We start from the raw sequence: 22239 nt of genomic DNA on the forward strand, positions 1-22239 counted from the left end.
CGATCAGTCGGTACGCGTGGCGTGCGCCGCCCACGCGGTCGGCGCGTTGTACTCGACCACCGCGTTGCGCCGCTCGCCCGCGTAGCCGATGACCGTCAGCGAGGTGTTCACCGGCGGGGCGAAGCTGAGGTGGCCCGGCTCGGGCAGGCCCAGCGCGGCGGCCGCGGCCACCCTGATGGGCCCGCCGTGGCAGAACACGATGACGGTCGCGCCGGGTCCCGCCTTGGCGGCGGCGTCGACGAGCGCGGCCCACACGCGCCGGCGCAGGTCGGCGAAGGTCTCGCCGCCGCCCCTGCGCGGGTCGCCGCCGCGCGCGGCCTCGGCGAGGACGTCCGGGTGTTCGGCGGCGATCTCGGTGAACGTGCGGCCGACCCAGGTGCCGATGTCGGCCTCGCGCAGCCGGGCGTCCTTCTCGGCCTCCATGTCGAGGTGGCGCAGGTACGCCTGCGCGGTGTCCCACGCGCGCGGCAGGTCGCTGGAGACGACCAGGTCGGGCTTCGGGAAGCGGGCGAGCAGCGCCGCCGCGGCCACCTCGGCCTGCTCTCTCCCGGTGCCGGTGAGCCCGGAGTCGGCCTGGCCCTGGTAGCGCTCCTCGACGTTCCAGCGCGACTCGCCGTGGCGGACCAGCACCAGGCGTACGGGGGCGGTCATCGGGCACCTGCCGGGGCCGCGGGCAGCTCGGGGAAGTGGCAGGCGGAGACGTGCGCGCTCAGCCGGTCGGTGAGCGCCGGCTCCTCCGTGGCGCACCGCTCCTGCGCCTTCCAGCACCGCGTACGGAACCGGCAGCCGGACGGCGGCGACACCGGTGAGGGGATGTCGCCGGTGAGGATGATCTGCTCCCGAGGCGGCGCCGCCCACGGCCTGGTCACCGGCACGGCCGACAGCAACGCCTGCGTGTACGGATGCTCGGGGGCGGCGAAGATCTCCTCCGTCGTCCCCCGCTCGACCACCTTGCCGAGGTACATCACCGCCACCTCGTCACTGATGTGCCGCACCACCGACAGGTCGTGGGCGATGAACAGGTAGCTGAGCCCCATCTCCTGCTGCAGGTCGACGAGCAGGTTCAGCACCTGCGCCTGCACCGAGACGTCCAGCGCCGAGACCGCCTCGTCGCAGATCACCAGCCGGGGCCGCAGCGCGAGCGCCCGCGCGATGCCGACCCGCTGGCGCTGCCCGCCGGAGAACTGGTGCGGGTAGCGGTCGGCGTGGTCCGGGTTGAGCCCGACCCTGACCAGCAGCTCGCGCGCCTCGGACGCCCACTTGTCGCGGGGCAGCACGCCGGGGTTGACCAGCCAGGCCTCGCTGATGATCTGCTCGACGGTGAGGCGGGGGTTCAGCGACGCGTACGGGTCCTGGAAGATCATCTGGATCTGCCTGCGCACCTGGCGCAGCTCGTCCCCCGAGAGGGTCAGCAGGTCCTGGCCGTCGAACAGCACCTGGCCGGACTCCGGCGGCGCGAGGCCGATGACCGTGCGCGCCAGCGTCGTCTTGCCCGAGCCGGACTCGCCGACCAGCCCGAGCGTACGGCCCTTGGGCAGGTCGAACGAGACGCCCGACACGGCGTGCACCGCGCCGATCTTGCGGCGCAGCAGGGAGGAGCGGACGGGGAAGCTGGTGTGCAGGTCCTTGACCGACAGCAGCGGCTCAGCCGGTGACGACATCGGTGACGACCTCCTTCGCGTGGTGGCAGGCGGCGCGGTGCGCAGTGGGGCGGCCGGGCACCGGCGCCAGCTCGGGCCGCTCGGCGCCGCAGAGGTCGGTGGCGAAGCCGCACCGCGACAGGAACGCGCAGCCCGACGGCAGCCGGGTCAGATCGGGCGGCGAGCCCTTGATGGGCGTCAGGCGCTCGCGCGGGCCGTCCAGCTCGGGGATCGAGGCCATCAGGCCCCGCGTGTACGGGTGCCCGGTCGTCTCGTAGACCTCCCGCAGGCCGCCGGTCTCGACCACCCGGCCGGCGTACATGAGCTGCACCCGGTCCGCGACGCCGGCCACCACGCCGAGGTCGTGGCTGATGAGGATCATCGCCATGCGGTGCTCCGCCTTCAGCTCCGCGAGCAGTGCCATGACCTGGGCCTGGACCGTGACGTCGAGGGCGGTGGTGGGCTCGTCGGCGATGAGCACGCGCGGCTTCAGCGCGATCGCCATCGCGATCATCACCCGCTGCCGCATGCCGCCGGAGAACTGGTGCGGGTAGTCGTCCACGCGGCGGTCGGGCGCCGGGATGCCGACCCGGTCCATCAGCTCGATCGCCTTGCGCCGCGCCTCGGCCCTGGACAGGCCCTGGCGGCGCCGGAACAGCTCGCCGATCTGCGCGCCGACCCGGAAGACCGGGTTGAGCGAGCTGAGCGGGTCCTGGAAGACCATGGCGAGGTCGGTGCCGTTGAGCTTGCGGGTCTCCGAGCGGGGCAGGGCCAGCAGGTCCCGGCCCGCGTAGACGATCCGGCCGCCGGCGACCTCGCCCGCCGGGCGCGGCACCAGCCCCATCAGGGCCTGGGCGGTGACGCTCTTGCCGCTGCCCGTCTCGCCCAGGATGGCCAGCGTCTCGCCCTCTGCGAGGTCGAAGCTCACCTTGTCGACGGCGGTGATCGTGCCCGCCCTGGTGCGGAACCGCACGGTCAGGTCCTGCACCGACAGCAGGGGGTCGGCCATCACATGCTCCTCAGCCGCGGGTCGAACCGGTCGCGCAGGGCGTCGCCCAGCACGCCGAAGCTGATGACCAGCACGGCCAGGGCGATGCCGGGGATCGTGGAGATCCACCACGCGTTGGACAGGTAGTCCCGGCCGTTGGCGATCGTCATGCCCCAGCTCGGCGTGCTGGCCGGGGTGCCGAGGCCGAGGAAGCTCAGTGACGCCTCGGCCAGGATCACGTGGCCGAGCTCGACGGTCGCGACCACCAGGATCGGCGCGATCATCGACGGCAGGATGCTGCGGGTCAGCAGGTGCCAGGTCCGCGCGCCGAGCGTGCGGGTGGCGTCCACGAAGTCCCTGTTCTTGAGCCCGAGCACCTGGCTGCGGGTCACCCGGGCGAACGTCACCCAGTTCGAGATCGACAGGACGATGACGACGTTCACCACGCTCGGCCCGAGGATCGCCGCGATGAGGATGGCGAGCAGGATCGACGGGAACGTGAGCTGCACGTCGGCGAGGCGCATGAGCACCATGTCGAGCCAGCCGCCGAAATAGCCCGCCGCGATGCCGGCGGCGACGCCGATGACGCCGGCCAGCACCAGCGTGGCGACGCCGACGGTGATCGACACCCGCGCGCCCTGCATCATCTGGGCGAGCACGTCCTGGCCGACCTGGTCGGTGCCGAAGAGGGCGAGCTGGCCGTTCGGCAGCGTGGTGCCGGGCGGCTTCAGCCGGGCGCTCAGGTTCGTCGCGACCGAGTCGTACTTGAGCAGGATCGGGCCCACGATGGCGGCGAGCACGTAGAAGCCGATCACCGACAGCGAGACGATGATGCGCAGCCGTCCGAGCTTCACCCTGGTCTTGCCGGGGCGGGGCGCGGGCGTGTCCGCCGGCGCGATCGGGTCGTCGGCGAGCACCTGGTCCATTGGCCTGTCCATGGTCACCGTCCCAGCCGGATGCGCGGGTCGAGGTAGCCGTACAGGACGTCCACGACCAGGTTGATCAGGACGAACCCGCCGGCGATCAGCAGGATCGAGGCCTGTACGACGTTGTAGTCGCGGGCCGAGATGGAGTCGATGAGCAGCCGCCCGACGCCGGGCCAGGAGAAGACCGTCTCGACGATGACCGCGCCGCCGAGCAGCTTGCCGAACTCCAGGCCGGCCACCGTCACGATCGGGATGATCGCGTTGCGGATGGCGTGCAGGAAGATGACCACCCGCTCCGACAGGCCCTTGGCCCGCGCGGTCTGGATGTAGTTCTCGTGCACGACGTCGAGCAGGCCGCTGCGGGTCAGCCTGATCTGGATCGCGATCAGCGGCAGCGCCAGCGTGATGCCCGGCATGATCAGCTTGTCCAGCCCGCCGTGACCGCCGCTCGCGAAGATGTGCAGCTGCCGGGCGAAGACCAGGATGAACATGATGCCGATCCAGAACGACGGCATCGACTGGGCGAGCAGCGCGAACACCGACACGATGCGGTCGGCCAGCCGGTTCACCCGCAGCGCGCCGACGACGCCGAGCGCGATGCCCAGCACCATGCCGATCACCATCGCCACGACGGCCAGCTGCAGGGTGAGCGGGAACCTGTCCAGCACCAGCCCCATCGCGTCGGCGTGGTAGCGGTAGGAGTCGCCGAAGTCGAAGCGGGCCACGTCGGCCAGGTAGATCCCGTACTGCACGAGCATGGGCTGGTTGAGGCCCATCTGCTCGCGCAGCTCCGCGATCTCGACCGGTGTGGCGTCGGAGCCGAGGATGAGCAGGGCCGGGTCGCCGGGCACCAGCCGCAGCACCAGGAAGACGATGGTGACGGCGCCCCACAGCACGAACACGGCGAAGAGCGTGCGCCGGATGAGGTACGCGGTCATGGCCGGCCCGATCGCTGTCGGTCGGCATCCCGTTTCAGCATCGACAGGCAACTCCTGATCGAGCCACGACGCCCGTGGGCGTATGGCGGGGCTTTCGAGGGGTTCGGGGTTTTCGAGGACGAGGGCCGGCGGCGGGGCCGTCCGGTCGTGGGGGGAGCGGTGCGGAGGCGGCGGATCGTCGGTCACCGGTGTGGCGGCCGGGTTTCGCGCCGGGAACATTAACGTTAATGCGATTGATCGCCGATGCTAGGGTGACCGGCCCTGAGCGTCAAGGGTCCCGCCGACATCTCCTGCCTCTCATGCGGCTCTCCCGAACCCAGTTCTAGGCTCTTGACCTGCATAGATGTGGCATCGTAACGGTTCGTAACGACTGTCGGCAGGGGGTGGCGCATCCTCTGCACGGTAGGCGGCGGGGTTGACTGCCGCGAAACATTAACGTTAACGTCCGACTGCGACCGCATGACTCACTCCGGTCGATCGGTCAGGCGTAGGTATTCGCTACTTTCTTTTGCCAAGACCTTTTCAGGAGCATTCGGCAATGACCACGATGGAGCGGCCCGACCTGGCCGCAGAACTTCGATCCGCCATTTTGTCGGCGGATCCGAGGCTGTCGAAGTTCAACCCGCTTCGGCGCATTCTCGCGTACGACGACTTCAATTCGGGCACCCACGGCTGGACGGAGCTGCTGGGCAACTACAACGGCAACGGCGACCTGTCCACGGTCGACGACCACATGCGGGACTTCCGGCCCCCGCAGCTGTCGAACTGCACGTTCTTCGACATCGGCAGCCACGGCGCGATGACCGGCTCGTACGCGCTCAAGCTCGCCACCCGGCCCTACCAGGGCCACACCGCCACCGCCATCCGCCGGCTCACCATGAGCGGGCGCGGCCTGCTGCAGCTCGAGGCGTACTTCACCTACAAGGCAGAGGCGACCATCGACGGCAGCGCGAGCGACGAGTTCGGCGACGTCACCTGGGACGGCAACCTGCACCCTTCTGAGGCTCAGTTCGGCTGCTTCACCGTCGCGACCGACCTGTGCGGCGACGGCGGCCTGCGCTATCACACGGTGGCCCGCTACCTGAACACGTCGCTGGATAACAAGCTCGCCCGGCAGTGGGTCTACCCGAGCGTCCCCGAGCCGACGCCGCGCGAGCACCTCGAAGGCAAGATCAAGCTGAAGTACGGGGCCGACTTCACCGCGCCGAATCCCGAGGACTGGCACCCGTTCGGTGAACCGCAGGAACTCTGCTACAACGAGGTGCCGACGAAGGTCAACTGGCATTACCTGCGCTGGGTCATCGACACCGAGGCCCGGCGTAACGTCGAGTTGCAGATCAACGATCGGGTCATGGACATGTCGGACGTCCCGGTCCCGCCGTACAAGGAGCGGTACGACTCCCTGGAGAACCTCCTGAATTTCTACTTCTCCGTACGGACCCACTCGAAGGTCCGCAACTTCCTCTTCCTTGACTCGGTCCTCATTTCCACGGAGTGGTGACGTAATGCGGCAGGTGCAGACGGCGGTCCTCGAACGGGACACGACGTTCGTTTCCGACTTCGCGACGGAGCCCTACGAAGTGGCGTGGGCCGGCGAAGCGCGGTGGTTCGTCCACACCCTGGCGACGTCCGGCGACGACGCCGAGGTGCGGCTGGTCACCCAGATCTCGCCCGACGGCCTGACCTGGTGTGACCTGGACGGCGAAGAACATGTCATCACAGAACCCGGTTTGGTCACATGGCCGGTCGATCATTTCGGACAATGGCTACGGTTGCGCGGCACGGTGACGGGGGCCGACCCGTCCGCCAAACTGCGCATCTATCTCACGGTCAAGAGCTGAGAACGGCCGCGGGGTTCTAACGAGAGAGGGCATGCGAATGGCTGGGGCTCGGCGTCACACCCTGCGGGACATCGCCGCGACGTTGAACCTTTCCGTCAACACCGTCTCGCGTGCCCTCTCCGGCAAGGACGGCATAGGGGAGGAGACCAGGGCCCGCGTACGCGCCGAGGCCGAACGGGTCGGCTACGTCCCCAACTCCATGGCGAGGTCGCTCGTCCTGGGCTCCGCGATGACGTTCGGCCTGGTCATCACCAACCCGTCCAACCCCTTCTACGCGCAGCTCATCTCCACCATCGAGCTGCGCGCCCGCGCCCAGGGCTACTCGCTGCTGCTGACGGTGACCGAGGAGTCGGAGGAGCACGAGATGCGCGCCGCCGAGTCGCTGCTGCGCTCCTCGGTCAGCGGGTCGATCGTGGTGCCCGTCCAGGCGGGGGCCGACGCGTGGCGGCGGCTCGGCTCGGTCGGCGTCCCGACCGTGCTGATCAACCGTGATCTGCCCGACCTGGGCTACCGCTTCGTCGGCACCGACAACGAGCTGGGCGGCTACCGCGCCGCCGCGCACGCCATCGCCCGTGGCGCCCGCTCGATCGTGGTGCTCGAAGAGGACCTGCCCATCACCACCATCGACCACCGCATCGCCGGCTTCCGCCGGGCCATGGCGGAGGCGGGGCTGCCGGTGCCGCGCGGCAGCATCATGCGGGTCCCCACCCGCCGCCACGAGGAGGCCGCACTGCCGTGGCAGCCGCAGCAGGCGTACCAGGTGGCCCGCCGCATGCTGCGCCGCTCGCGGCTGCCCGACGCGGTCGTGGTCGGCAACGACTACTTCGCGCTCGGTCTCTACCGCGCGCTGGAGGAGCACGGGCTCAAGGTGCCCGGCGACATGATGGTGATCGGCTTCGGCGACCACCCCTTCTCCGCCTTCCTCTCCCCGCCGCTGACCACCGTGCGCCTGCCCGCCGACGAGATCGGCACCATCGCGGTGGACCTGCTCCTGGAGGAGATCGCGGGCGGCCGCAACGCCCGCCCGTTGAAGCAGCTCATCGCCCCCATTCTGGTGGAACGCGGCTCCACACTGCGCCCCTAGCCTCGCTCAGACGCCGCTTCCGACCACGGCGGTGGCGCGGATCTCGACGCGCATCTTCGGGGCGCCGAGTGCGGCGACGCCGATCTCCGTCCAGATGGGGGCGCGGTCGCCCATGCGCTTGCGGAACTGCTCCACCATCACCCGGTTGTGCACCTCGCCGATGAAGTCCGGCGAGTCCGGAATGTGGTACGAGTCCACCGCCACGACGTCGCGCCAGGTGGCGCCGGCCGTGGCGAGGGTCCGCTCCACGTTGTCGAAGGCCCGCACGATCTCCTCCTCCAGGGACTCGGGGAAGTGGAAGTCGTCGTCCCACCCGCCCTGCCCCGAGATCTCCACCCGGTCGCCGATGCGCACCGCCTGGTGGTAATGCATGGTGGTCAGCTGCCGATCGCCGTACCCGGGGGTGGCGAAGAACTCCGGCTCACTCATCACGATTCCTCACTGGTTGACTTCACGTTTGAAGTGAAAGCTACCACCTATTCACTTCAAGCGTGAAGTGACGGGCCCCCGATAGGCTGAACCTCATGGCCAGCACCCCTGACGAGCCGCTGTGGCTGACCCCGGACGAGAAAGAGGCGTGGACCGGGCTCGTCTCCCTCGTCCTCCTGCTGCCGGGCAGGCTGGAGGCGCCCCTGCAGCACGAGTCCGGCCTGACCCTGTTCGAATACCTGGCGCTCAGCCACATCTCCGAGGCCCCCGGCCGCCGCCTGCGCATGAGCGAGCTGGCCTACCTGGCCAACGGCTCGCTCTCGCGCCTGTCCAACGTGGTCAAGCGCTTCGAGCAGCGCGGCTGGGTGGAGCGCTCGCCCGACCCCGAGGACGGCCGCTACACGATCGCCGCGCTCACCGACGCCGGTTATGAGGTGGTCGTCGCCGCCGCGCCCACGCACGTACGCTCGGTGCGGCGCTTCGTGCTCGACCCGCTCACCGCCGCCGACCAGAAGGCGCTGGCCCGCATCGCCGCCAAGCTGCGCATCCGTCCGGCCGACCTGGCCTAGGCTCCGACGTCCTGGCTGCCGAGGACGTCGAGCAGGGCGAGCTTCTCGGCCGCGTCGCCCCCGGCCGGCGCGGTGAACCACAGCAGGCGCTGCGAGCCGTCCTCGCTCAGCAGGCTGAGGCAGTCGAGCTCGATGACGCCCAGCTCGGGGTGGACGAGCCGCTTGCGGTCGGCGCGGCGCACGGCCACCTCCTGCCGCGCCCAGAGCCCGGCGAACTCGGCACTCGTGGCGAGCAGCTCGTCGACGAGCCCGCTCACCTGCTCGTCACCGCCGCGCCGCGCCGCCACGGCCCGCAGGTCGGCGACGAACACGCGCGACTGATGACCGTGCTCGTCCGGGTGGTAACGGGAGCGGGCGTCCGGGTCGGTGAACCACCGATGGACGAAGCTGGCCGCGCGGCCCTGAACAGGCGGGATCGGGCCGAGGAGCGCGGTGGCCAGGCGGTTCTGGACGAGGACGGCGTGCAGGTCCGTGATCACCGCGGCGGGCGTCGCGGGCAGGCGATCCAGGAGGTCGAGCATGCCGGGGTGCACGTGGGCGGACAGGCTGTGCCGCGGCGGCACCGGGCGTCCTGCCAGGAAGTAGAGGTGGGAGCGCTCGTCCGCGGTGAGCCGGAGCGCGCGGGCCAGCGCCGCCACCATCTGCTCGGACGGCTGCGCGCCGCGCCCCTGCTCAAGCTGGTTGTAGTAGTCGGTGGACGCCCCCGCGAGCACCGCCACCTCGTCCCTGCGCAGCCCGGGGACCCGGCGCCGCGTCCCCGACGGCAGCCCCACCTCGCCCGGCTTGATGCGGTCGCGCCGCGACCTCAGGAACGCCCCGAACTCCTGCAGATCCATGCCTTTCATTGTCCTCCCGCGGCCGGGGTGGAGGCAGGCGCTGTCATCACCAGGGTGAGCTCCGCCTTCCCGTACGGACCCGAGCCAGGCGAGCGTGGGTCGCATGAAGGCACTGCAGTACACCGCGTACGGCGTCCGCCCGGTCGTCACCGAGATCCCCCGGCCGGAGCCCGGCCCAGGCGAGGTCCTGGTCGCGATCGCCGGGGCGGCGCTCAACCCGCTGGACGTGAAGATCGGCCACGGCCGCGTCAAGGACTTCTTCCCGGTCACCCTCCCCTCGGTGGTGGGCACCGACCTCGCCGGCACCGTCGTCCGGCTCGGGCCGGGCGTCACCGGCCGGCGCGTCGGCGAGGCGGTGCTCGCCCGTACCGACCCGACGGCGGGCGGGGCCGTCGCCGAGTACGCCGCCGTCCCCGTCACCCATCTCACCGCCGCGCCGCCGGCGCTCCCGCTCGGCCTCGCCGCAGGGCTCGCGACCGCCGCCGCGACGGCCTGGCAGGCGGTGTACGAGGTGGCCGGGCTCCGGGCGGGCCAGAGGGTGCTGATCCACGGCGGCGCCGGGGGAGTGGGCGGCTTCGCCCTGCAACTGGCCAGGAAGGCGGGCGCCCACGTCCTCACCACCACCTCGCCGGCGGGCGCCTCGCTCGCCGGGAAGCTGGGCGCCCACGAAGTGATCGACTACACCGCGACCGACTTCCGCGAGCGCGCCTCGGGGGTGGACGTGGTCATCGACCCGATCGGCGGCGACGTGGAGACCGCCTCCCTCGACGTCCTCGTCCCCGGCGGCCTGCTGCTCGCCCTGAACGTCCCCCCGGACGCGGACCGCGCCGCCGCCCACGGCCTGCGCGCCGCGTTCGTGCACCACGAGACGGACGCCGCCCGCCTCGCGAAGGTGGCCGCGGCGGGCCTGGAGATCGTCGTCGACCGCGTCGTCCCGCTGGCGGACGCCGCCGCCGCGTACGGCCACGTCGCCGCGGGCCATGCCAAGGGCAAGGTCGTCGTCCAGCCGCTCAAGGCGTAGAGACGACCCACTTGCCCGCCCGCCGACCCTCCTGAGGCAGGTCAGCTCAGAGGGCCACCTGCCCGATCGCGAAGGAGCCCACCCGCGGGTCCTCGACCATCTCCTTCACATCCTCGGGCCACGCGGTGGTGATCATCCCGTACCAGAGACCCTGTTCCGCCCTCATCCGGACGTCGTCCAGGTCGACGCCGAACGCGGCCAGCGCCTCTCTGTCGGATTCCCGCAGCAGGCTCGTCCACAGCCTGAACGACGAGGTGAGGGAGGAACGGACATCGGGATCGCAGTCATCGAAGCCGCGGGCGTGGCAATAGCCGGAGTAATCCCATGACGTCGGCAGGCCGTCAGGCTCGGGAGGTGAGAACAGCGCCACGTCGGGGACCTTCTCCCACAAGTGACGTACGTCGTTCTCCCGCATCGGCTTCTTGAAGCCGACGACCACCGTCACCTTCACGTCCTCCACCTCGGCGAGCGCATCGAGTCGCTTCAGGACGAGGTGACGATCGTCGCCGGCGCCGGAGAGGGCACGGATGGCGCCGGTCAGCTTCCAGCCGGGCAGCTCGGCTCCGCTGATGTGACCGTCACGCAGTTCCAGGGTTCGCCGGCCGAAGACCTCGGTATGCGACCAATTGGCCCACCGCGGTTCGACGATGACGCGGACCGCCTCGTCGTCTTCGAGCTGATGGCGTTTGAGCAGCTGTTCTTCGTGCACGACGTGATAGTCCGGCCGGGCGACGGCCAAGGCGTTCACCCACACCAGAGCCCGTCGGTCAGCGGCCGTGGTGCAACCCGTGGCGAGCACCAGCAATAAGGCCGCTACAACCGGGAAGCGCAACATCCGGCCATGCTACAAAAGCGCCTTGACCCGCATGCTGGACGCGGCGATCAGCGCGAGACCCGCAGGTCCCCGCTCGTCGCCGGGTCCGGCGATCCGTGAAAGATCGCCTGGCCCGGTGACGAGAAAATCAGGCCGCGGCCCAGAAATACCAGCCGATGTCATAGAAGCAAGGGCGGGTCTGTGTGCCGCCCGCCTGCACGCCGTTTCTCCAGTATTCGCAGATGCCCTGCGTGGAGTAGGGCCCGTACCAGTGGCCCGCCGCCTCCTTGGCCTGCGCGGGGCTGACGGAGACCACCAGGGCCGCGAGCCCGCCGACCGCGGCGACGGCGATTCTTCCGGCGACTTTCCGTTTCATTGCGCACATCCTCTCGTCGTTGTCATGGAAACGCTAATGTTCGCCGCGAAATAATGTCAGGTAATAAGCAGGGCATTCACCGGACATTTCCCGGAGCGGAAGAGGCCCCTTCCTCGGTCCGGCCGGGGCGGTTATCGTGGACGGTGGTGCGAAGCCAGGTGCGGCGGTGACAGCCCGCCGGTTCCTCCCCGCGGAGGAACGATCCGGTGCGATTCCGGAGCCATGCGGTGATACCCCGCCCCTTCTCGGACTCCGAAGACCGGGTCCCTGACGCCATCAGTCACTTGTGCGAAGGGGAAGGGCATGTTCACCGGCAGAATCCACGAGATCGGCCTGATCGAGTCCGTCGGCGCGAACGCCATCGAGATCAGGGCGGCCAAGAGCGCGGAGCGGCTGGCGAAGGGCGGTTCGCTGAACGTCGCGGGCGTCCAGCTGACCGCCGAGCACGTCGAGGGCGACCTGATCAGGGTGTCGGTCAGCACCGAGACCCGGCGCCGCACCACGTTCGACGAGATGCGGGAGCCGGGACGGCGGGTGAACCTGGAGGCGCCGCTCGCCGTCGGCGACCCGCTCGACGGGCACCTGGTCCAGGGGTACGTCGACGGGGTCGGCAAGGTCGTGCGCGTCGACGACGACCCCGGGCTGGGGCGGCGGCTGTGGATCAGGCCGCCTGACCGGTTCATCGGCAAGGTCGTGGCCAAGGGCTCCATCGCGGTCGACGGCGTGAGCCTGACCGTGGCCGAAGTGGTCAAGGACCGCTTCTCGGTGGCGCTGATCCCGTCCACGCTTGCCGGGACGACCCTGGCCGCGCTGTCCGTGGGCGACCGCGTCAACCTGGAGTCCGACATGGTGAGCCGGCTGGCGGCGGGCGGCCCGGCCTCCGCGAGCGCCCACGTCGCCAAGGCGGTCGCCGCGCTGGGCTGGGCCGGGCATCTGTCCGGCCGGGTCGGGGTGGAGAAGGTGGTACGCCAGCTCGCCGCCGGCGGCGGGGTCATGGTGTGGGATCCGGCGCGCGAGGCCGAGGGCGACGTCATCTTCGCCGGCGCGGACCTGCGTCCCGCCGCGTTCACGTTCCTGCTGACCGAGGTGTACGGCTACCCGTGCGTCCCATGCGCGCCCGAGGTCCTCGACCGGCTGGAGATCCCGGCACTGGAGGGCGCGGGAGACCGCCACGGCACGGCCTTCCACACGCCCGTCGACCTGGCCGCCTCCACCGGCACCGGGGTCAGCGCCGCAGAACGCGCCGCCACCGTACGCCACCTCGCCCGCCCCGGCTCCACCCCCGCCGACTTCACCGCACCCGGCCACGTCATCCCGATCGCCTCCCGCCCCGGCCTGCTGCGGGAGCGCGCCGGCCACACGGAGTCGACCGTCGCGCTGTGCCTGGCCGCCGGCCTGCCGCCGGTGGGTGTGTGCTGCGAGGTGATGCGCCGCGACGGCACGATGGCCGGCGCGGCCGACCTGGAGGCCTCCGCGCTCCGCTGGGGCCTGCCCCTGGTCGACATCGACGACCTGCGTACGTGGTTGTGAGCCGGCCTCGGCAAGGTCACGTTCAAATCCTGTTGGGGTTGAGCGGGGCTTGGAGGCGCGAGTGCCGGTGCCCGCCCGGGTGGAGCACCAAGAGCCGCTAAGTGCGGTCCGCACCTAGGGGAGTGGCTCACCTACTTGGCCTGGGACGGCGTGGCTATACCGAAAGGGTCACGTACGACCAGGGCAGCAAGGGGGCCACTCGCCGTGGACGCGAACGGCATCGACGCCGCGCCCGGTTTCCGCGCGGCGCTGGCGGTGGCTGACTCCGTCCTGTACGAGGGCTACCTGCTCTACCCTTACCGGCGATCTTCGCCGAAGAACCAGGTCAGGTGGCAGTTCGGGGTGCTGCTGCCGGAGCGGTGGGCCAGGGCGCACGGGCTGGAGGGCGGCGGGGTCGCGGGTTCCGCCGAGTCGTGGTGGCAGCAGACCGAGTGCCTGCTCGTCGCGCCCGCCGACGCGGTCGTCAGCGGCCGGCTCCGGTTCCTGCAGCTGCGCCGCCGTACGCCCGAGGAGCGGCTGCCCGACGGTGGTCACCGCGCGGCGGATCGGGTCGGTGAGGCGCTGAGCTTCGACGAGGCGGTGCCGTGCGAGCTGGACGTCCAGGCGTCGGTGGCGGAGCTGCTGTCCGGTGACAAGCGGCTCGACCTGCGGGTTCCCGGCTCCGACACGGTTACCCCGCTGCCCGGTTCGGCCGGGCGGACGCGTCGCCGCACGTGGCCGCTGACCGCGCGGGTGACGCTGTCGCTGACCCCGTGCGAGGGGGAGTCGCTGTTCAGGCTCCGCGTACGGACGGAGAACGCCGCGCGGGAGCCGTCACCGGACACGCCCAGGGATGAGGCGCTCCGGCACGCCCTGATCGCCTGCCACACCCTGCTGACCGTGCCGGGCGGCCGGTTCGTCTCGCTGCTCGACCCGCCTGACTGGGCGGAGAAGGCGGCGGCCGAGTGCGTGAACGCGCACACGTACCCGGTGCTGAGCGGCGACCAGGTGGTGCTGTCGTCGCCGATCCTGCTCTACGACAATCCGCGCGTCGCCCCGGAGAGCCACGGCGACCTGCACGACGCGGCGGAGATCGACGAGATCCTGTCGCTGCGCACGCTGACGCTCACCGACGCGGAGAAGCGCGAGGCCCGCGCCACCGACCCGCGCGCCGCCGACATCATCGACCGGGTCGAGGCGATGACCCCTGAGGACCTCGCCCGCCTGCACGGCACGATCAGGGATCAGGAAACGGAAGCGGACACCGCTGTCGTCGAGGTGGCGGGGACGCTGGTCCGCAAGGGCAGCAGGGTGCGGCTGCGGCCCCGGCTGCGCGGCACCGACCCGCAGGACATGTTCCTCGACGGCAGGACGGCCGTGGTGGAGGCGGTGCTGCTGGACGTGGACGGCGCCCGCCACCTCGCCGTGACTCTGGAGGACGACCCGGCGGCCGAGCTGAACCAGTGGTACGGCCGCTACCGCTACTTCGCCCCCGAGGAGACCGAGCCGCTGGAGGGTGAGCCCGCATGAACAGGGTGCTGGTGGCCGGGATCGGCAACGTGTTCCTGGGCGACGACGGGTTCGGCGTCGAGGTGGTCAGGCGGATGGACGCCGCCGCGCTGCCCGGCTCGGTGTCGGTGTCCGACTACGGGATCCGCGGCGTGCACCTGGCGTACGAGCTGCTCGGCGGCGCGTACGACACGCTGATCATGGTGGACGCGGTCGAGATCGACGGCCCGCCCGGCACCGTCGCGGTGCTGGAGGTCGACGACGACGAGCCGGTGGGCGTGGCCCAGGTGGACGGGCACGGCATGCATCCCCAGGCCGTCCTCGACCTGCTGGCCAGGCTGGGCGGCCGGGTGTCCAGGGTGCTGCTGGTGGGCTGCAGGCCCCAGACCGTCGACGAGGTCATGGGCCTGTCGGAGCCGGTGGCCGCCGCCGTCGAAGGCGCGGTCGCGGCGGTGACGGCGCTGGCGCGTGATGAGGCGTACCGACGAACCGACAGGGAGCGCGCCGATGCATGAGACAGGGATGTGCGACGAGATCGTGGAGGCGGTCCTGCGCGAAGCGGGGGGACGGCAGGTGGCCGCGGTACGCGTCCGCGCCCCCTTCGCCGGCCACCGGCCCGATCCCGCGGTCGTCGAGCAGGGCTGCCGCGTGGCCGCGGCCGGCACCCCGGCCGAGGGCGCGCGGATCGAGCTGGTCGCCGAGCCGCCCGCGGTGAGCTGCGGCGGCTGCGGCGCGCGGACGCCCGCGACCGACGCGCTCGCGCTCGTCGCCTGCCCGCGCTGCGGCGGCGTGGACGTCGAGCTCGCGCCCGACGCCGGGGTCGTCGTCGAGTCGATCACCTACCAGCGGGACGAGGTGCGCGCATGACGCAGACGGAGCAGAAGGGCGGTCAGACCGCCGGCTACGACGAGATGCACATCCTGTGGATATCCGAGGGCATGAGCTGCGACGGCGACACCGTCTCCATCACCGCGGCGACCCAGCCCGCGATCGAGGACGTCGTCGCCGGCACCATCCCCGGCCTGCCCAAGGTGCACCTGCACAACAAGGTGCTCTCGCCCAGCCTCGGCGGCGAGGACTACCTGGCGCCGTTCAGGGCCGCCGCGCGCGGCGAGCTGGAGCCGTTCATCCTCGTCATCGAGGGCTCGGTGCCCAACGAGAACATCAACGGCGACGGCTACTGGACGTCGTTCGGCAACGACCCGAGCACCGGGCAGCCGCTCACCCTGAACTCCTGGATCGACCGGCTCGCGCCGCGGGCGTGGGCGGTCGTCGCCATCGGCACGTGCGCCACGTACGGCGGCATCCACGCGATGGCCGGCAACCCGACCGGCTGCATGGGCCTGGCCGACTACCTCGGCTGGGACTTCCGCTCGGCGGGCGGGCTGCCGATCGTGAACGTGCCTGGCTGCCCGGTCCAGCCGGACAACTTCATGGAGACCCTGACCTGGGTGCTCTATCACGCCGCCGGCAGCGCGCCGCCGCCTCCGCTGGACGAGCTGCTGCGTCCCCAGTGGCTGTTCGGCAAGACGGTTCACGAGGGGTGCGACCGGGGCGCGTACTACGAGCAGGGCGACTTCGCGCACGGCTACAACTCGCCGAAGTGCCAGGTGAAGGTGGGCTGCTGGGGCCCGGTGGTGAACTGCAACGTGCCCAAGCGCGGGTGGATGCGCGGCGTCGGCGGCTGCCCGAACGTGGGCGGCATCTGCATCGCCTGCACCATGCCGGGCTTCCCCGACAAGTTCATGCCGTTCATGGACATGCCGCCCGGTGGTGGCCTGTCCTCGATGCTCATCAAGCCGTACGGCGCCTTCATCCGCCGGATGCGCGGCATCACCAACCACACCGTCAACAGGGAACCCCGGTGGCGGCACAACCGTGAGGCGCTGACCAGCGGCTACGACCCGCGCTGGCGCCCGTAGAGCCGTCGGCTCCGACAAGAGAGGAAAGCACGGCCGATGGCCATCGAACAGCAGGAGAAGGCGGCGCCCACGAAGGGTCAGCTCGTCGACATGTCCTGGGACCCGATCACCAGGATCATCGGCAACCTCGGCATCTACACCAAGATCGACTTCGAGAACCAGCGCGTGGTGGAGTGCCACAGCACGTCCTCGCTGTTCCGCGGCTACTCGGTCTTCATGAAGGGCAAGGACCCGCGCGACGCCGGCTTCATCACCAGCCGCATCTGCGGCATCTGCGGCGACAACCACACGACGTGCTCGGTGTACGCGCAGAACATGGCGTACGGGATCAAGACCCCGAAGCTCGCCGAGTGGATCATCAACCTCGGCGAGGCCGCCGAGTACATGTTCGACCACACCCTCTTCCAGGACAACCTGGTGTTCGTCGACTTCTGCGAGGCGATGGTCAAGGGCACCAACCCGAGCGTGCTCAAGCGGGCCACCACCACCGAGGCGCCGAACGCCGCCATCCACGGCAAGCGCACGATCGCCGACATCATGCAGGCGTTCAACCCGTTCGAGGGGGACGCCTACAAGGAGGCGCTGACCGTCAGCCGGGTCACGCGGGAGATGTTCTGCCTGATGGAGGGCAGGCACGTGCATCCCTCGACGATCTATCCGGGAGGCGTCGGCACGATGCCGTCGCCGTCGGTCTTCACCGACTACCTGTCGCGGCTGATGAACATCATCGACTTCGTCAAGAAGGCCGTCGCGCTCAACGACGACGTCTTCGACTTCTTCTACCAGGCGCTGCCCGGCTACGAGGAGGTCGGCCGGCGCAGGGTGCTGCTCGGCTGCTGGGGCGCGTTCCAGGACCCCGAGGTGGTCGACTACCGCTACCAGACGATGAACGAGTGGGGCAGGGCGATGTACGTCACCCCCGGCATCGTCGTGGACGGCGAGCTCATCACGACGAACCTGGTGGACATCAACCTCGGCATCCGCATCCTGCTCGGCAGCTCCTACTACGAGGACTGGGTGAACGAGGAGCCGTTCGTCACCCACGACCCGCTCGGCAACCCGGTGGACATGCGCCACCCGTGGAACCAGACCACGCTGCCCGCCCCGCAGAAGCGCGACTTCGACGGCAACTACAGCTGGGTGATGAGCCCGCGCTGGCTCGACCCGCGCACCGGCGAGCACCTGGCGCTGGACACCGGCGGCGGCCCGTTCGCGCGCCTCTACACCACCGCGCTGGCCGGGCTCGTGGACACGCCGTACGTGAAGTCCACCGGGTCGAGCGTGCAGATCAACCTGCCCAAGGGGCCCGAGCTGCCCGAGGTGACGCTGGAGTGGCGGATCCCGCAGTGGTCCAACGCCCTTGAGCGCAACCGGGCCCGCGTGTACTTCGTGGCCTACGCGGCCGCCATGGCGGTGTGGTTCGTCGAGCGGGCGCTGGAGCGGGTGCGCGGCGGGGACACCAAGGTGTTCCAGGACTTCGACGTGCCCGACCAGGCCATCGGGGTCGGGTTCCACGAGGCGGTGCGCGGCGTGCTGTCGCACCACCTGGTGATCGAGAAGGGGAAGATCGCCAACTATCATCCGTACCCGCCGACGCCGTGGAACGGCAGCCCGCGCGACCGCTACGGCACTCCTGGGCCGTACGAGGACGCCGTCCAGGACATGCCGATCTTCGAGGAGAACGGGCCGGAGAACTTCAAGGGCGTCGACATCATGCGTGCCGTGCGCAGCTTCGACCCCTGCCTGCCGTGTGGCGTCCACATGTACGTCGGCAAGGGGCGTACGGTGCGGAAGCTGCACTCGCCGATGTTCGGCGGCGGCCATGACTGACGAGCGGCCGAGGCTGGACGAGCGGGCCGTCGCCGGGCACCTGGAGCTGCTCGACGAGCTGCTGAGCGAGCTGGAGTCGGCCTCCGGGCCCACGGCCGCACTGGCGCTCGACGCGCTCGCCACGCTCGCCGGGGTGTACGGGGAGGCGCTCGCCCGCATCGCCGAGCGGGTCGTCGCCGCCGCGCCCGAGGTGGGGGCGGCGCTGGCGGACGACCTCCTGCTGGCGCACCTGTTCGTGCTGCACGGGGTGTCCGTCGGCGCGGCCGCCCAGGGGAGCGGCGCGGTTCAGGGGAGCGGCGCGGTTCAGGGGAGTGCGGCGGCTGCCGGCGGTGCGGCGTTCATCCCGCTCGACGCGCTCACCCGCCGCCCCGCCACCTCAAGGGCGACCCCATGACCGGCCCCATGACCGGCCCCGGGGCGAGCGCCGCGACGGGCGCCGCGACCGGCCCTGTGGTCGGCCCCGTGGTCGGCCCCGTGGTGGGGGCGGGGGCGCTTGGGCGGGTGGTGAGCCGGCCGGTCGGTGGGCGGCGGGCCCCGGAGCCGTGTGAGCTGTGCGGTGAGCCGCTGCGTGACACGCACGCCCACCTGCTGGAGGAGCGCAAGGACCTGGTGCTGTGCGCCTGCCGCGCCTGCGCGCTGCTGTTCGAGCACGGGACGAATGGTCCCGGTAGGTTCCTGCTGGTGCCCGACCGGCGGCTGCGCCTCACCGGGCCGCCGCCGTCCGAGCTGGGCGTGCCCGTGGGCCTGGCGTTCTTCGTCCGCCGCTCCGACGGCACGGTCGTCGCGCACTACCCGAGCCCGGTGGGCGCCACCCGCTGGGACGTGGACGCTGACGCGTGGGACCGCCTCGCCGGCCACTACGCGGAGCTGGCGTCGATGCGGCCGGCGGTGGAGGCGTTCCTGGTCGCCGTCGTGCGCGGCCTGGACGAGCGCTGGCTCGTCCCGATCGACGACTGTCACCGGCTCGTCGCCCTGGTACGCCAGGAATGGACGGGCATGTCCGGCGGCCCTTCGCTCTGGGACCGGATCGCGGCCTTCTTCGCCGAACTCGACCGATGAGGAGGACGACATGGCACGGATTCGCGTAGGCGTACCCGACGTGGCGCCCGACACGCCCTCGCACGTCAAGGGCGTGCCCCAGGGCAACGCGAAGGGCTCCTACCGCCGTCAGCGGGGCCACCGCAAGGACGGCACCGCCGACGCGCGGCGCTCGACCGGCGTACGTCCCCGCCACGGGAACCCGATCGCGCCGACCATGCCGAACCTGTCTCCCAGCTGAGACGCGAGAGGAGGTGGAAGCCGACATGCGGCAGCTAGGCAAGTTGCTGGCCCTGTTCGCCGGGGCCGCGGTCATCGCGATGATCTGGCGGGAACTGCCCGCCCTCAAGCGCTACATCACCATGCGACGAATGTGAGAGGAGCGAGGCGGCCGATGTGCCTGGGCATTCCCGGCGAGATCGTCGAACTCATCCCCGGACAGCCCGAACTCGCCAAGGTCGAGGTGGCGGGCGTGCGGCGGGTCATCAACGTCGGGCTGGTCGACCAGGACGGCATCCGTCCGGGCGACTGGGTGCTCGTGCACGTCGGCTTCGCCATGTCCAAGATCGACGAGCGGGAGGCGGCGGCCACGCTCGCGCTCCTGCGCGGTCTCGGACAGGCGTACACCGACGAGCTCGAAGCGCTCGCGGAATCCGACATCACCTGAGAGGCGGGACAGTGCGGTTCGTCGATGAGTACCGCGACGCGGGCGAGGCCAGGAGGCTGGCGGCGCGGATCAGCGACCTGTGCGAGCCAGGGCGGCGCTACACGTTCATGGAGGTGTGCGGCGGCCACACGCACACCATCTACAAGCACGGCCTTGAGGACTATCTGCCCGAGCCGGTGTCGCTGGTGCACGGCCCCGGCTGCCCGGTCTGCGTCATCCCGATGGGGCGGGTGGACGACGCCATCGCCATCGCCCGCGAGCCCGGCGTGATCATGACGTCGTTCGGCGACATGATGCGGGTCCCCGGCGGCCAGGGCTCGTTCTACGACGCCAAGGCCGCGGGCGCGGACATCCGCATGGTGTACTCGCCGCTGGACGCGCTCAAGATCGCCCGGCAGCACCCTGACCGCACGGTCGTCTTCATGGCCATCGGCTTCGAGACCACGGCCCCGTCCACGGCGATGACCGTGCTGCGGGCCGCCGCCGAGGACCTCCCGAACTTCGCGGTCTTCTGCAACCACGTGACGATCATCCCGGCCATCAAGGCCATCCTCGACTCGCCCGACCAGCGGATCGACGGGTTCATCGGGCCCGGCCACGTCTCCACCGTCATCGGCTGCGCGCCCTACTCCTTCATCGCCCGCGACTACGGCAGGCCGCTGGTGTGCGCCGGGTTCGAGCCGCTGGACGTCCTACAGTCCGTCTACATGCTGCTCCGCCAGCTCGCCGAGGGGCGGGCGGAGGTGGAGAACCAGTACACGCGGGTGGTGCCGTGGGAGGGGAACGCGCGGGCGCTGTCGGCGATCTCGCGAGTGATGGAGCTGCGGCCGCACTTCGAGTGGCGCGGGCTGGGGTTCATCGCGCACTCCGCGCTGCGGATGCGGGAGGCGTACGCGGCGTACGACGCCGAGGTGCGCTTCGCCGTACCGGGGGTGCGGGTGGCCGATCCCAAGGCGTGCCAGTGCGGTGAGGTGCTGAAGGGCGTGCTGAAGCCGTGGGAGTGCAAGGTCTTCGGCACCGCCTGCACGCCCGAGACGCCCATCGGCACCTGCATGGTGTCGTCCGAGGGGGCCTGCGCCGCCTACTACAACTTCGGCCGCTTCGCCCGGCGGCGTGAGCCCGTAGCGCTGACTTTGGAGAGCCGGCCATGAATGACGAAGCGGTGGCCTCCCGTGAGGTTCAGGTGCTGGAGCGGATCGAACGGGCGCGGCGGCGCCGGCCCAAGCTCACCGATGAGCGGGTCACGCTGGCGCACGGCGCGGGCGGCAAGGCGTCGCGGACGCTGATCGAGGCGGTCTTCGCCGACGCCTTCCGCAACCCGGCGCTCGACCCGCTCGACGACGGCGCCACGCTCGACCTCGGCACCGGCCGGCTGGTCCTCACCACCGACGCGTACGTGGTCTCGCCGCTGTTCTTCCCCGGCGGCGACATCGGCGACCTCGCCGTCAACGGCACCGTCAACGACCTCGCGGTGTGCGGGGCCAGGCCGATGTACCTGTCGGCGGCGTTCGTCCTGGAGGAGGGGTTCCCGATCGCCGACCTGCGCAGGATCGCCGCCTCCATGGCGGCCGCGGCCGAGCGGGCCGGCGTGCGGGTGGTGACCGGCGACACCAAGGTGGTGCAGCGCGGCAAGGCCGACGGCTGTTACGTGACCACGTCCGGCGTCGGGGCACTCGAACGGCCGGTCACGCTGGGGGACGCGCAGGTCAGACCGGGGGACGCGGTGATCGTGTCGGGGCCGATCGGCGAGCACGGCATCACCGTCATGATCGCCCGGGGCGACCTCGGCATCGAGGCGGACCTGACCTCCGACACCGCGCCCCTGCACGACGCGGTCGCCGCCCTCCTCGACGCCGCCCCCGTGCGGATGATGCGCGATGCCACCAGGGGCGGGGTCGCGACCGTCCTGAACGAGGTGGCCCGCGGCGCGGGGGTGGCCGTACGGGTGGACGAGCGCGCGGTCCCGGTCCGCCCGATCGTGAGCGGCGCCTGCGAACTGCTCGGCCTCGACCCGCTGTACGTGGCCTGCGAGGGCAGGTTCGTCGCCGTCGTGGACGGGGAACACGCCGACGCGGCCGTCGCGGCGCTCCGGCGGCACCCGGTGAGCGAGGGCGCGGCGGTGGTGGGCACGATCGAGCCCGACCCCGCAGGAATGGTCCTTCTCACCACCGCCTTCGGCGGCACCAGAATCGTCGACCTCCTGGTCGGCGACCCCCTGCCCCGCATCTGCTGACCGACACCCGCCGGCGCCTATGGGGGGCACGCGCAGATGCCGGGCGCGGGCGTGCTGTTCACCGGGGGG

General features: G+C 71.0%; 26 protein-coding genes. 17 read left to right on the plus strand and 9 right to left on the minus strand.

Annotated features, from left to right (window positions below):
* Window positions 1-3: 3 nt before the first annotated feature.
* Genes AB0K12_RS14855 through nikB form a run of 5 tightly spaced genes read right to left on the minus strand, consistent with a single transcriptional unit; the run spans window position 4 to window position 4492 of the window.
* Window positions 4-651 carry a histidine phosphatase family protein gene (locus AB0K12_RS14855; protein WP_364560239.1) on the minus strand — a complete coding sequence of 216 codons (648 nt, stop codon included), beginning with the start codon at window positions 649-651 and terminating at the stop codon, window positions 4-6.
* Window positions 648-1661: a dipeptide ABC transporter ATP-binding protein gene (locus AB0K12_RS14860; protein WP_364560242.1), complete on the minus strand. Its 1014-nt coding sequence runs from the start codon at window positions 1659-1661 to the stop codon at window positions 648-650. The genes AB0K12_RS14855 and AB0K12_RS14860 overlap by 4 nt, the downstream gene beginning before the upstream one ends.
* Entirely contained in the window at window positions 1645-2649 is a 1005-nt protein-coding gene (locus AB0K12_RS14865) for an ABC transporter ATP-binding protein (RefSeq protein ID WP_364560245.1), read from the minus strand. The genes AB0K12_RS14860 and AB0K12_RS14865 overlap by 17 nt, the downstream gene beginning before the upstream one ends.
* On the minus strand, window positions 2649-3566 hold the full coding sequence (locus AB0K12_RS14870) for an ABC transporter permease (RefSeq protein WP_364560248.1): 918 nt from the start codon (window positions 3564-3566) through the stop codon (window positions 2649-2651). The genes AB0K12_RS14865 and AB0K12_RS14870 overlap by 1 nt, the downstream gene beginning before the upstream one ends.
* A gap of 2 nt (window positions 3567-3568) precedes the next feature.
* The gene (gene nikB, locus AB0K12_RS14875; RefSeq protein ID WP_345392793.1) at window positions 3569-4492 is read right to left on the minus strand and encodes a nickel ABC transporter permease; all 924 of its coding nucleotides are present in this window, start codon (window positions 4490-4492) and stop codon (window positions 3569-3571) included.
* 538 nt (window positions 4493-5030) lie between these two features.
* Between nikB and AB0K12_RS14880 the strand changes: the two genes are divergently transcribed.
* Genes AB0K12_RS14880 through AB0K12_RS14890 form a run of 3 tightly spaced genes read left to right on the plus strand, consistent with a single transcriptional unit; the run spans window position 5031 to window position 7417 of the window.
* The gene (locus AB0K12_RS14880; protein ID WP_355417244.1) at window positions 5031-5993 is read left to right on the plus strand and encodes a DUF6772 family protein; all 963 of its coding nucleotides are present in this window, start codon (window positions 5031-5033) and stop codon (window positions 5991-5993) included.
* A 4-nt stretch (window positions 5994-5997) separates the two neighbouring features.
* On the plus strand, window positions 5998-6333 hold the full coding sequence (locus AB0K12_RS14885; RefSeq protein WP_364367939.1) for a hypothetical protein: 336 nt from the start codon (window positions 5998-6000) through the stop codon (window positions 6331-6333).
* Between the two features lie 37 nt (window positions 6334-6370).
* Complete coding sequence (locus tag AB0K12_RS14890; protein ID WP_364561413.1) at window positions 6371-7417, plus strand: LacI family DNA-binding transcriptional regulator; 1047 nt, start codon at window positions 6371-6373, stop codon at window positions 7415-7417.
* Between the two features lie 6 nt (window positions 7418-7423).
* On the opposite strand, the gene AB0K12_RS14895 is transcribed toward AB0K12_RS14890, so the two are convergent.
* The gene (locus AB0K12_RS14895) at window positions 7424-7846 is read right to left on the minus strand and encodes a Rid family hydrolase (RefSeq protein ID WP_364560252.1); all 423 of its coding nucleotides are present in this window, start codon (window positions 7844-7846) and stop codon (window positions 7424-7426) included.
* A 95-nt stretch (window positions 7847-7941) separates the two neighbouring features.
* On the opposite strand from AB0K12_RS14895, the gene AB0K12_RS14900 reads away from it, so the two are divergent.
* Window positions 7942-8415 (plus strand): MarR family transcriptional regulator, encoded by a 474-nt coding sequence (locus AB0K12_RS14900; RefSeq protein ID WP_364560255.1) that lies wholly within the window; start codon window positions 7942-7944, stop codon window positions 8413-8415.
* Here the strand turns inward: AB0K12_RS14900 and AB0K12_RS14905 are convergent.
* Window positions 8412-9251 (minus strand): helix-turn-helix transcriptional regulator, encoded by an 840-nt coding sequence (locus tag AB0K12_RS14905; RefSeq protein WP_364560258.1) that lies wholly within the window; start codon window positions 9249-9251, stop codon window positions 8412-8414. The two genes, AB0K12_RS14900 and AB0K12_RS14905, sit on opposite strands and share 4 nt — an antisense overlap.
* A 103-nt stretch (window positions 9252-9354) precedes the next feature.
* Here AB0K12_RS14905 and AB0K12_RS14910 point away from each other — a divergent pair, with 103 nt between their 5' ends.
* Entirely contained in the window at window positions 9355-10272 is a 918-nt protein-coding gene (locus tag AB0K12_RS14910) for an NADP-dependent oxidoreductase (RefSeq protein WP_364560261.1), read from the plus strand.
* A 46-nt stretch (window positions 10273-10318) separates the two neighbouring features.
* Here AB0K12_RS14910 and AB0K12_RS14915 read toward each other — a convergent pair whose 3' ends face one another.
* Complete coding sequence (locus tag AB0K12_RS14915; protein WP_364560264.1) at window positions 10319-11107, minus strand: hypothetical protein; 789 nt, start codon at window positions 11105-11107, stop codon at window positions 10319-10321.
* A gap of 127 nt (window positions 11108-11234) precedes the next feature.
* Window positions 11235-11462 carry a hypothetical protein gene (locus tag AB0K12_RS14920; protein ID WP_355412840.1) on the minus strand — a complete coding sequence of 76 codons (228 nt, stop codon included), beginning with the start codon at window positions 11460-11462 and terminating at the stop codon, window positions 11235-11237.
* Window positions 11463-11765: 303 nt separating this feature from the next.
* Here AB0K12_RS14920 and AB0K12_RS14925 point away from each other — a divergent pair, with 303 nt between their 5' ends.
* From AB0K12_RS14925 to hypE, 12 genes are all read left to right on the plus strand, one after another.
* On the plus strand, window positions 11766-12992 hold the full coding sequence (locus tag AB0K12_RS14925; RefSeq protein WP_364560267.1) for a riboflavin synthase: 1227 nt from the start codon (window positions 11766-11768) through the stop codon (window positions 12990-12992).
* Between the two features lie 204 nt (window positions 12993-13196).
* The gene (locus tag AB0K12_RS14930; protein WP_364560270.1) at window positions 13197-14501 is read left to right on the plus strand and encodes a hypothetical protein; all 1305 of its coding nucleotides are present in this window, start codon (window positions 13197-13199) and stop codon (window positions 14499-14501) included.
* A complete protein-coding gene (locus tag AB0K12_RS14935; protein ID WP_364560273.1) occupies window positions 14498-14995 on the plus strand; it encodes a hydrogenase maturation protease in 498 nt (165 codons plus the stop codon). The genes AB0K12_RS14930 and AB0K12_RS14935 overlap by 4 nt, the downstream gene beginning before the upstream one ends.
* Window positions 14988-15347, plus strand: coding sequence for a hydrogenase maturation nickel metallochaperone HypA (locus AB0K12_RS14940; protein WP_364560276.1), 360 nt, complete (start codon window positions 14988-14990; stop codon window positions 15345-15347). Before AB0K12_RS14935 ends, AB0K12_RS14940 begins: the two co-directional genes overlap by 8 nt.
* Complete coding sequence (locus AB0K12_RS14945) at window positions 15344-16402, plus strand: hydrogenase expression protein HypE (protein ID WP_364560279.1); 1059 nt, start codon at window positions 15344-15346, stop codon at window positions 16400-16402. The genes AB0K12_RS14940 and AB0K12_RS14945 overlap by 4 nt, the downstream gene beginning before the upstream one ends.
* Before the next feature lie 36 nt (window positions 16403-16438).
* Entirely contained in the window at window positions 16439-18232 is a 1794-nt protein-coding gene (locus tag AB0K12_RS14950) for a nickel-dependent hydrogenase large subunit (protein ID WP_364560282.1), read from the plus strand.
* The gene (locus AB0K12_RS14955; RefSeq protein WP_364560285.1) at window positions 18225-18626 is read left to right on the plus strand and encodes a hypothetical protein; all 402 of its coding nucleotides are present in this window, start codon (window positions 18225-18227) and stop codon (window positions 18624-18626) included. The genes AB0K12_RS14950 and AB0K12_RS14955 overlap by 8 nt, the downstream gene beginning before the upstream one ends.
* Window positions 18623-19291, plus strand: a complete 669-nt coding sequence (locus AB0K12_RS14960; protein ID WP_364560288.1) for a DUF5947 family protein — start codon at window positions 18623-18625, stop codon at window positions 19289-19291. Before AB0K12_RS14955 ends, AB0K12_RS14960 begins: the two co-directional genes overlap by 4 nt.
* A 10-nt stretch (window positions 19292-19301) precedes the next feature.
* Window positions 19302-19511 (plus strand): hypothetical protein, encoded by a 210-nt coding sequence (locus AB0K12_RS14965; protein WP_364560291.1) that lies wholly within the window; start codon window positions 19302-19304, stop codon window positions 19509-19511.
* 153 nt (window positions 19512-19664) lie between these two features.
* Complete coding sequence (locus tag AB0K12_RS14970) at window positions 19665-19937, plus strand: HypC/HybG/HupF family hydrogenase formation chaperone (RefSeq protein WP_345392733.1); 273 nt, start codon at window positions 19665-19667, stop codon at window positions 19935-19937.
* An 11-nt stretch (window positions 19938-19948) separates the two neighbouring features.
* Window positions 19949-21088, plus strand: coding sequence for a hydrogenase formation protein HypD (gene hypD / locus AB0K12_RS14975; RefSeq protein ID WP_364560294.1), 1140 nt, complete (start codon window positions 19949-19951; stop codon window positions 21086-21088).
* Window positions 21085-22170 carry a hydrogenase expression/formation protein HypE gene (gene hypE / locus AB0K12_RS14980; RefSeq protein ID WP_364560298.1) on the plus strand — a complete coding sequence of 362 codons (1086 nt, stop codon included), beginning with the start codon at window positions 21085-21087 and terminating at the stop codon, window positions 22168-22170. The genes hypD and hypE overlap by 4 nt, the downstream gene beginning before the upstream one ends.
* The last annotated feature ends 69 nt before the right edge of the window (window positions 22171-22239 follow it).

The organism is Nonomuraea sp. NPDC049419, from assembly GCF_040676995.1.
GTDB classification, from domain to species: domain Bacteria; phylum Actinomycetota; class Actinomycetes; order Streptosporangiales; family Streptosporangiaceae; genus Nonomuraea; species Nonomuraea salmonea.

Excerpts from the sequence above, each read along its gene's own strand:
- AB0K12_RS14855 (WP_364560239.1), bottom strand. The coding sequence starts at position 651 with ATGACCGCCCCCGTACGCCTGGTGCTGGTCCGCCACGGCGAGTCGCGC.
- AB0K12_RS14860 (WP_364560242.1), bottom strand. The coding sequence starts at position 1,661 with ATGTCGTCACCGGCTGAGCCGCTGCTGTCGGTCAAGGACCTGCACACC.
- AB0K12_RS14865 (WP_364560245.1), bottom strand. The coding sequence starts at position 2,649 with ATGGCCGACCCCCTGCTGTCGGTGCAGGACCTGACCGTGCGGTTCCGC.
- AB0K12_RS14870 (WP_364560248.1), bottom strand. The coding sequence starts at position 3,566 with ATGGACAGGCCAATGGACCAGGTGCTCGCCGACGACCCGATCGCGCCG.
- nikB (WP_345392793.1), bottom strand. The coding sequence starts at position 4,492 with ATGACCGCGTACCTCATCCGGCGCACGCTCTTCGCCGTGTTCGTGCTG.
- AB0K12_RS14880 (WP_355417244.1), top strand. The coding sequence starts at position 5,031 with ATGACCACGATGGAGCGGCCCGACCTGGCCGCAGAACTTCGATCCGCC.
- AB0K12_RS14885 (WP_364367939.1), top strand. The coding sequence starts at position 5,998 with ATGCGGCAGGTGCAGACGGCGGTCCTCGAACGGGACACGACGTTCGTT.
- AB0K12_RS14890 (WP_364561413.1), top strand. The coding sequence starts at position 6,371 with ATGGCTGGGGCTCGGCGTCACACCCTGCGGGACATCGCCGCGACGTTG.
- AB0K12_RS14895 (WP_364560252.1), bottom strand. The coding sequence starts at position 7,846 with ATGAGTGAGCCGGAGTTCTTCGCCACCCCCGGGTACGGCGATCGGCAG.
- AB0K12_RS14900 (WP_364560255.1), top strand. The coding sequence starts at position 7,942 with ATGGCCAGCACCCCTGACGAGCCGCTGTGGCTGACCCCGGACGAGAAA.
- AB0K12_RS14905 (WP_364560258.1), bottom strand. The coding sequence starts at position 9,251 with ATGGATCTGCAGGAGTTCGGGGCGTTCCTGAGGTCGCGGCGCGACCGC.
- AB0K12_RS14910 (WP_364560261.1), top strand. The coding sequence starts at position 9,355 with ATGAAGGCACTGCAGTACACCGCGTACGGCGTCCGCCCGGTCGTCACC.
- AB0K12_RS14915 (WP_364560264.1), bottom strand. The coding sequence starts at position 11,107 with ATGTTGCGCTTCCCGGTTGTAGCGGCCTTATTGCTGGTGCTCGCCACG.
- AB0K12_RS14920 (WP_355412840.1), bottom strand. The coding sequence starts at position 11,462 with ATGAAACGGAAAGTCGCCGGAAGAATCGCCGTCGCCGCGGTCGGCGGG.
- AB0K12_RS14925 (WP_364560267.1), top strand. The coding sequence starts at position 11,766 with ATGTTCACCGGCAGAATCCACGAGATCGGCCTGATCGAGTCCGTCGGC.
- AB0K12_RS14935 (WP_364560273.1), top strand. The coding sequence starts at position 14,498 with ATGAACAGGGTGCTGGTGGCCGGGATCGGCAACGTGTTCCTGGGCGAC.
- AB0K12_RS14940 (WP_364560276.1), top strand. The coding sequence starts at position 14,988 with ATGCATGAGACAGGGATGTGCGACGAGATCGTGGAGGCGGTCCTGCGC.
- AB0K12_RS14945 (WP_364560279.1), top strand. The coding sequence starts at position 15,344 with ATGACGCAGACGGAGCAGAAGGGCGGTCAGACCGCCGGCTACGACGAG.
- AB0K12_RS14950 (WP_364560282.1), top strand. The coding sequence starts at position 16,439 with ATGGCCATCGAACAGCAGGAGAAGGCGGCGCCCACGAAGGGTCAGCTC.
- AB0K12_RS14955 (WP_364560285.1), top strand. The coding sequence starts at position 18,225 with ATGACTGACGAGCGGCCGAGGCTGGACGAGCGGGCCGTCGCCGGGCAC.
- AB0K12_RS14960 (WP_364560288.1), top strand. The coding sequence starts at position 18,623 with ATGACCGGCCCCATGACCGGCCCCGGGGCGAGCGCCGCGACGGGCGCC.
- AB0K12_RS14965 (WP_364560291.1), top strand. The coding sequence starts at position 19,302 with ATGGCACGGATTCGCGTAGGCGTACCCGACGTGGCGCCCGACACGCCC.
- AB0K12_RS14970 (WP_345392733.1), top strand. The coding sequence starts at position 19,665 with ATGTGCCTGGGCATTCCCGGCGAGATCGTCGAACTCATCCCCGGACAG.
- hypE (WP_364560298.1), top strand. The coding sequence starts at position 21,085 with ATGAATGACGAAGCGGTGGCCTCCCGTGAGGTTCAGGTGCTGGAGCGG.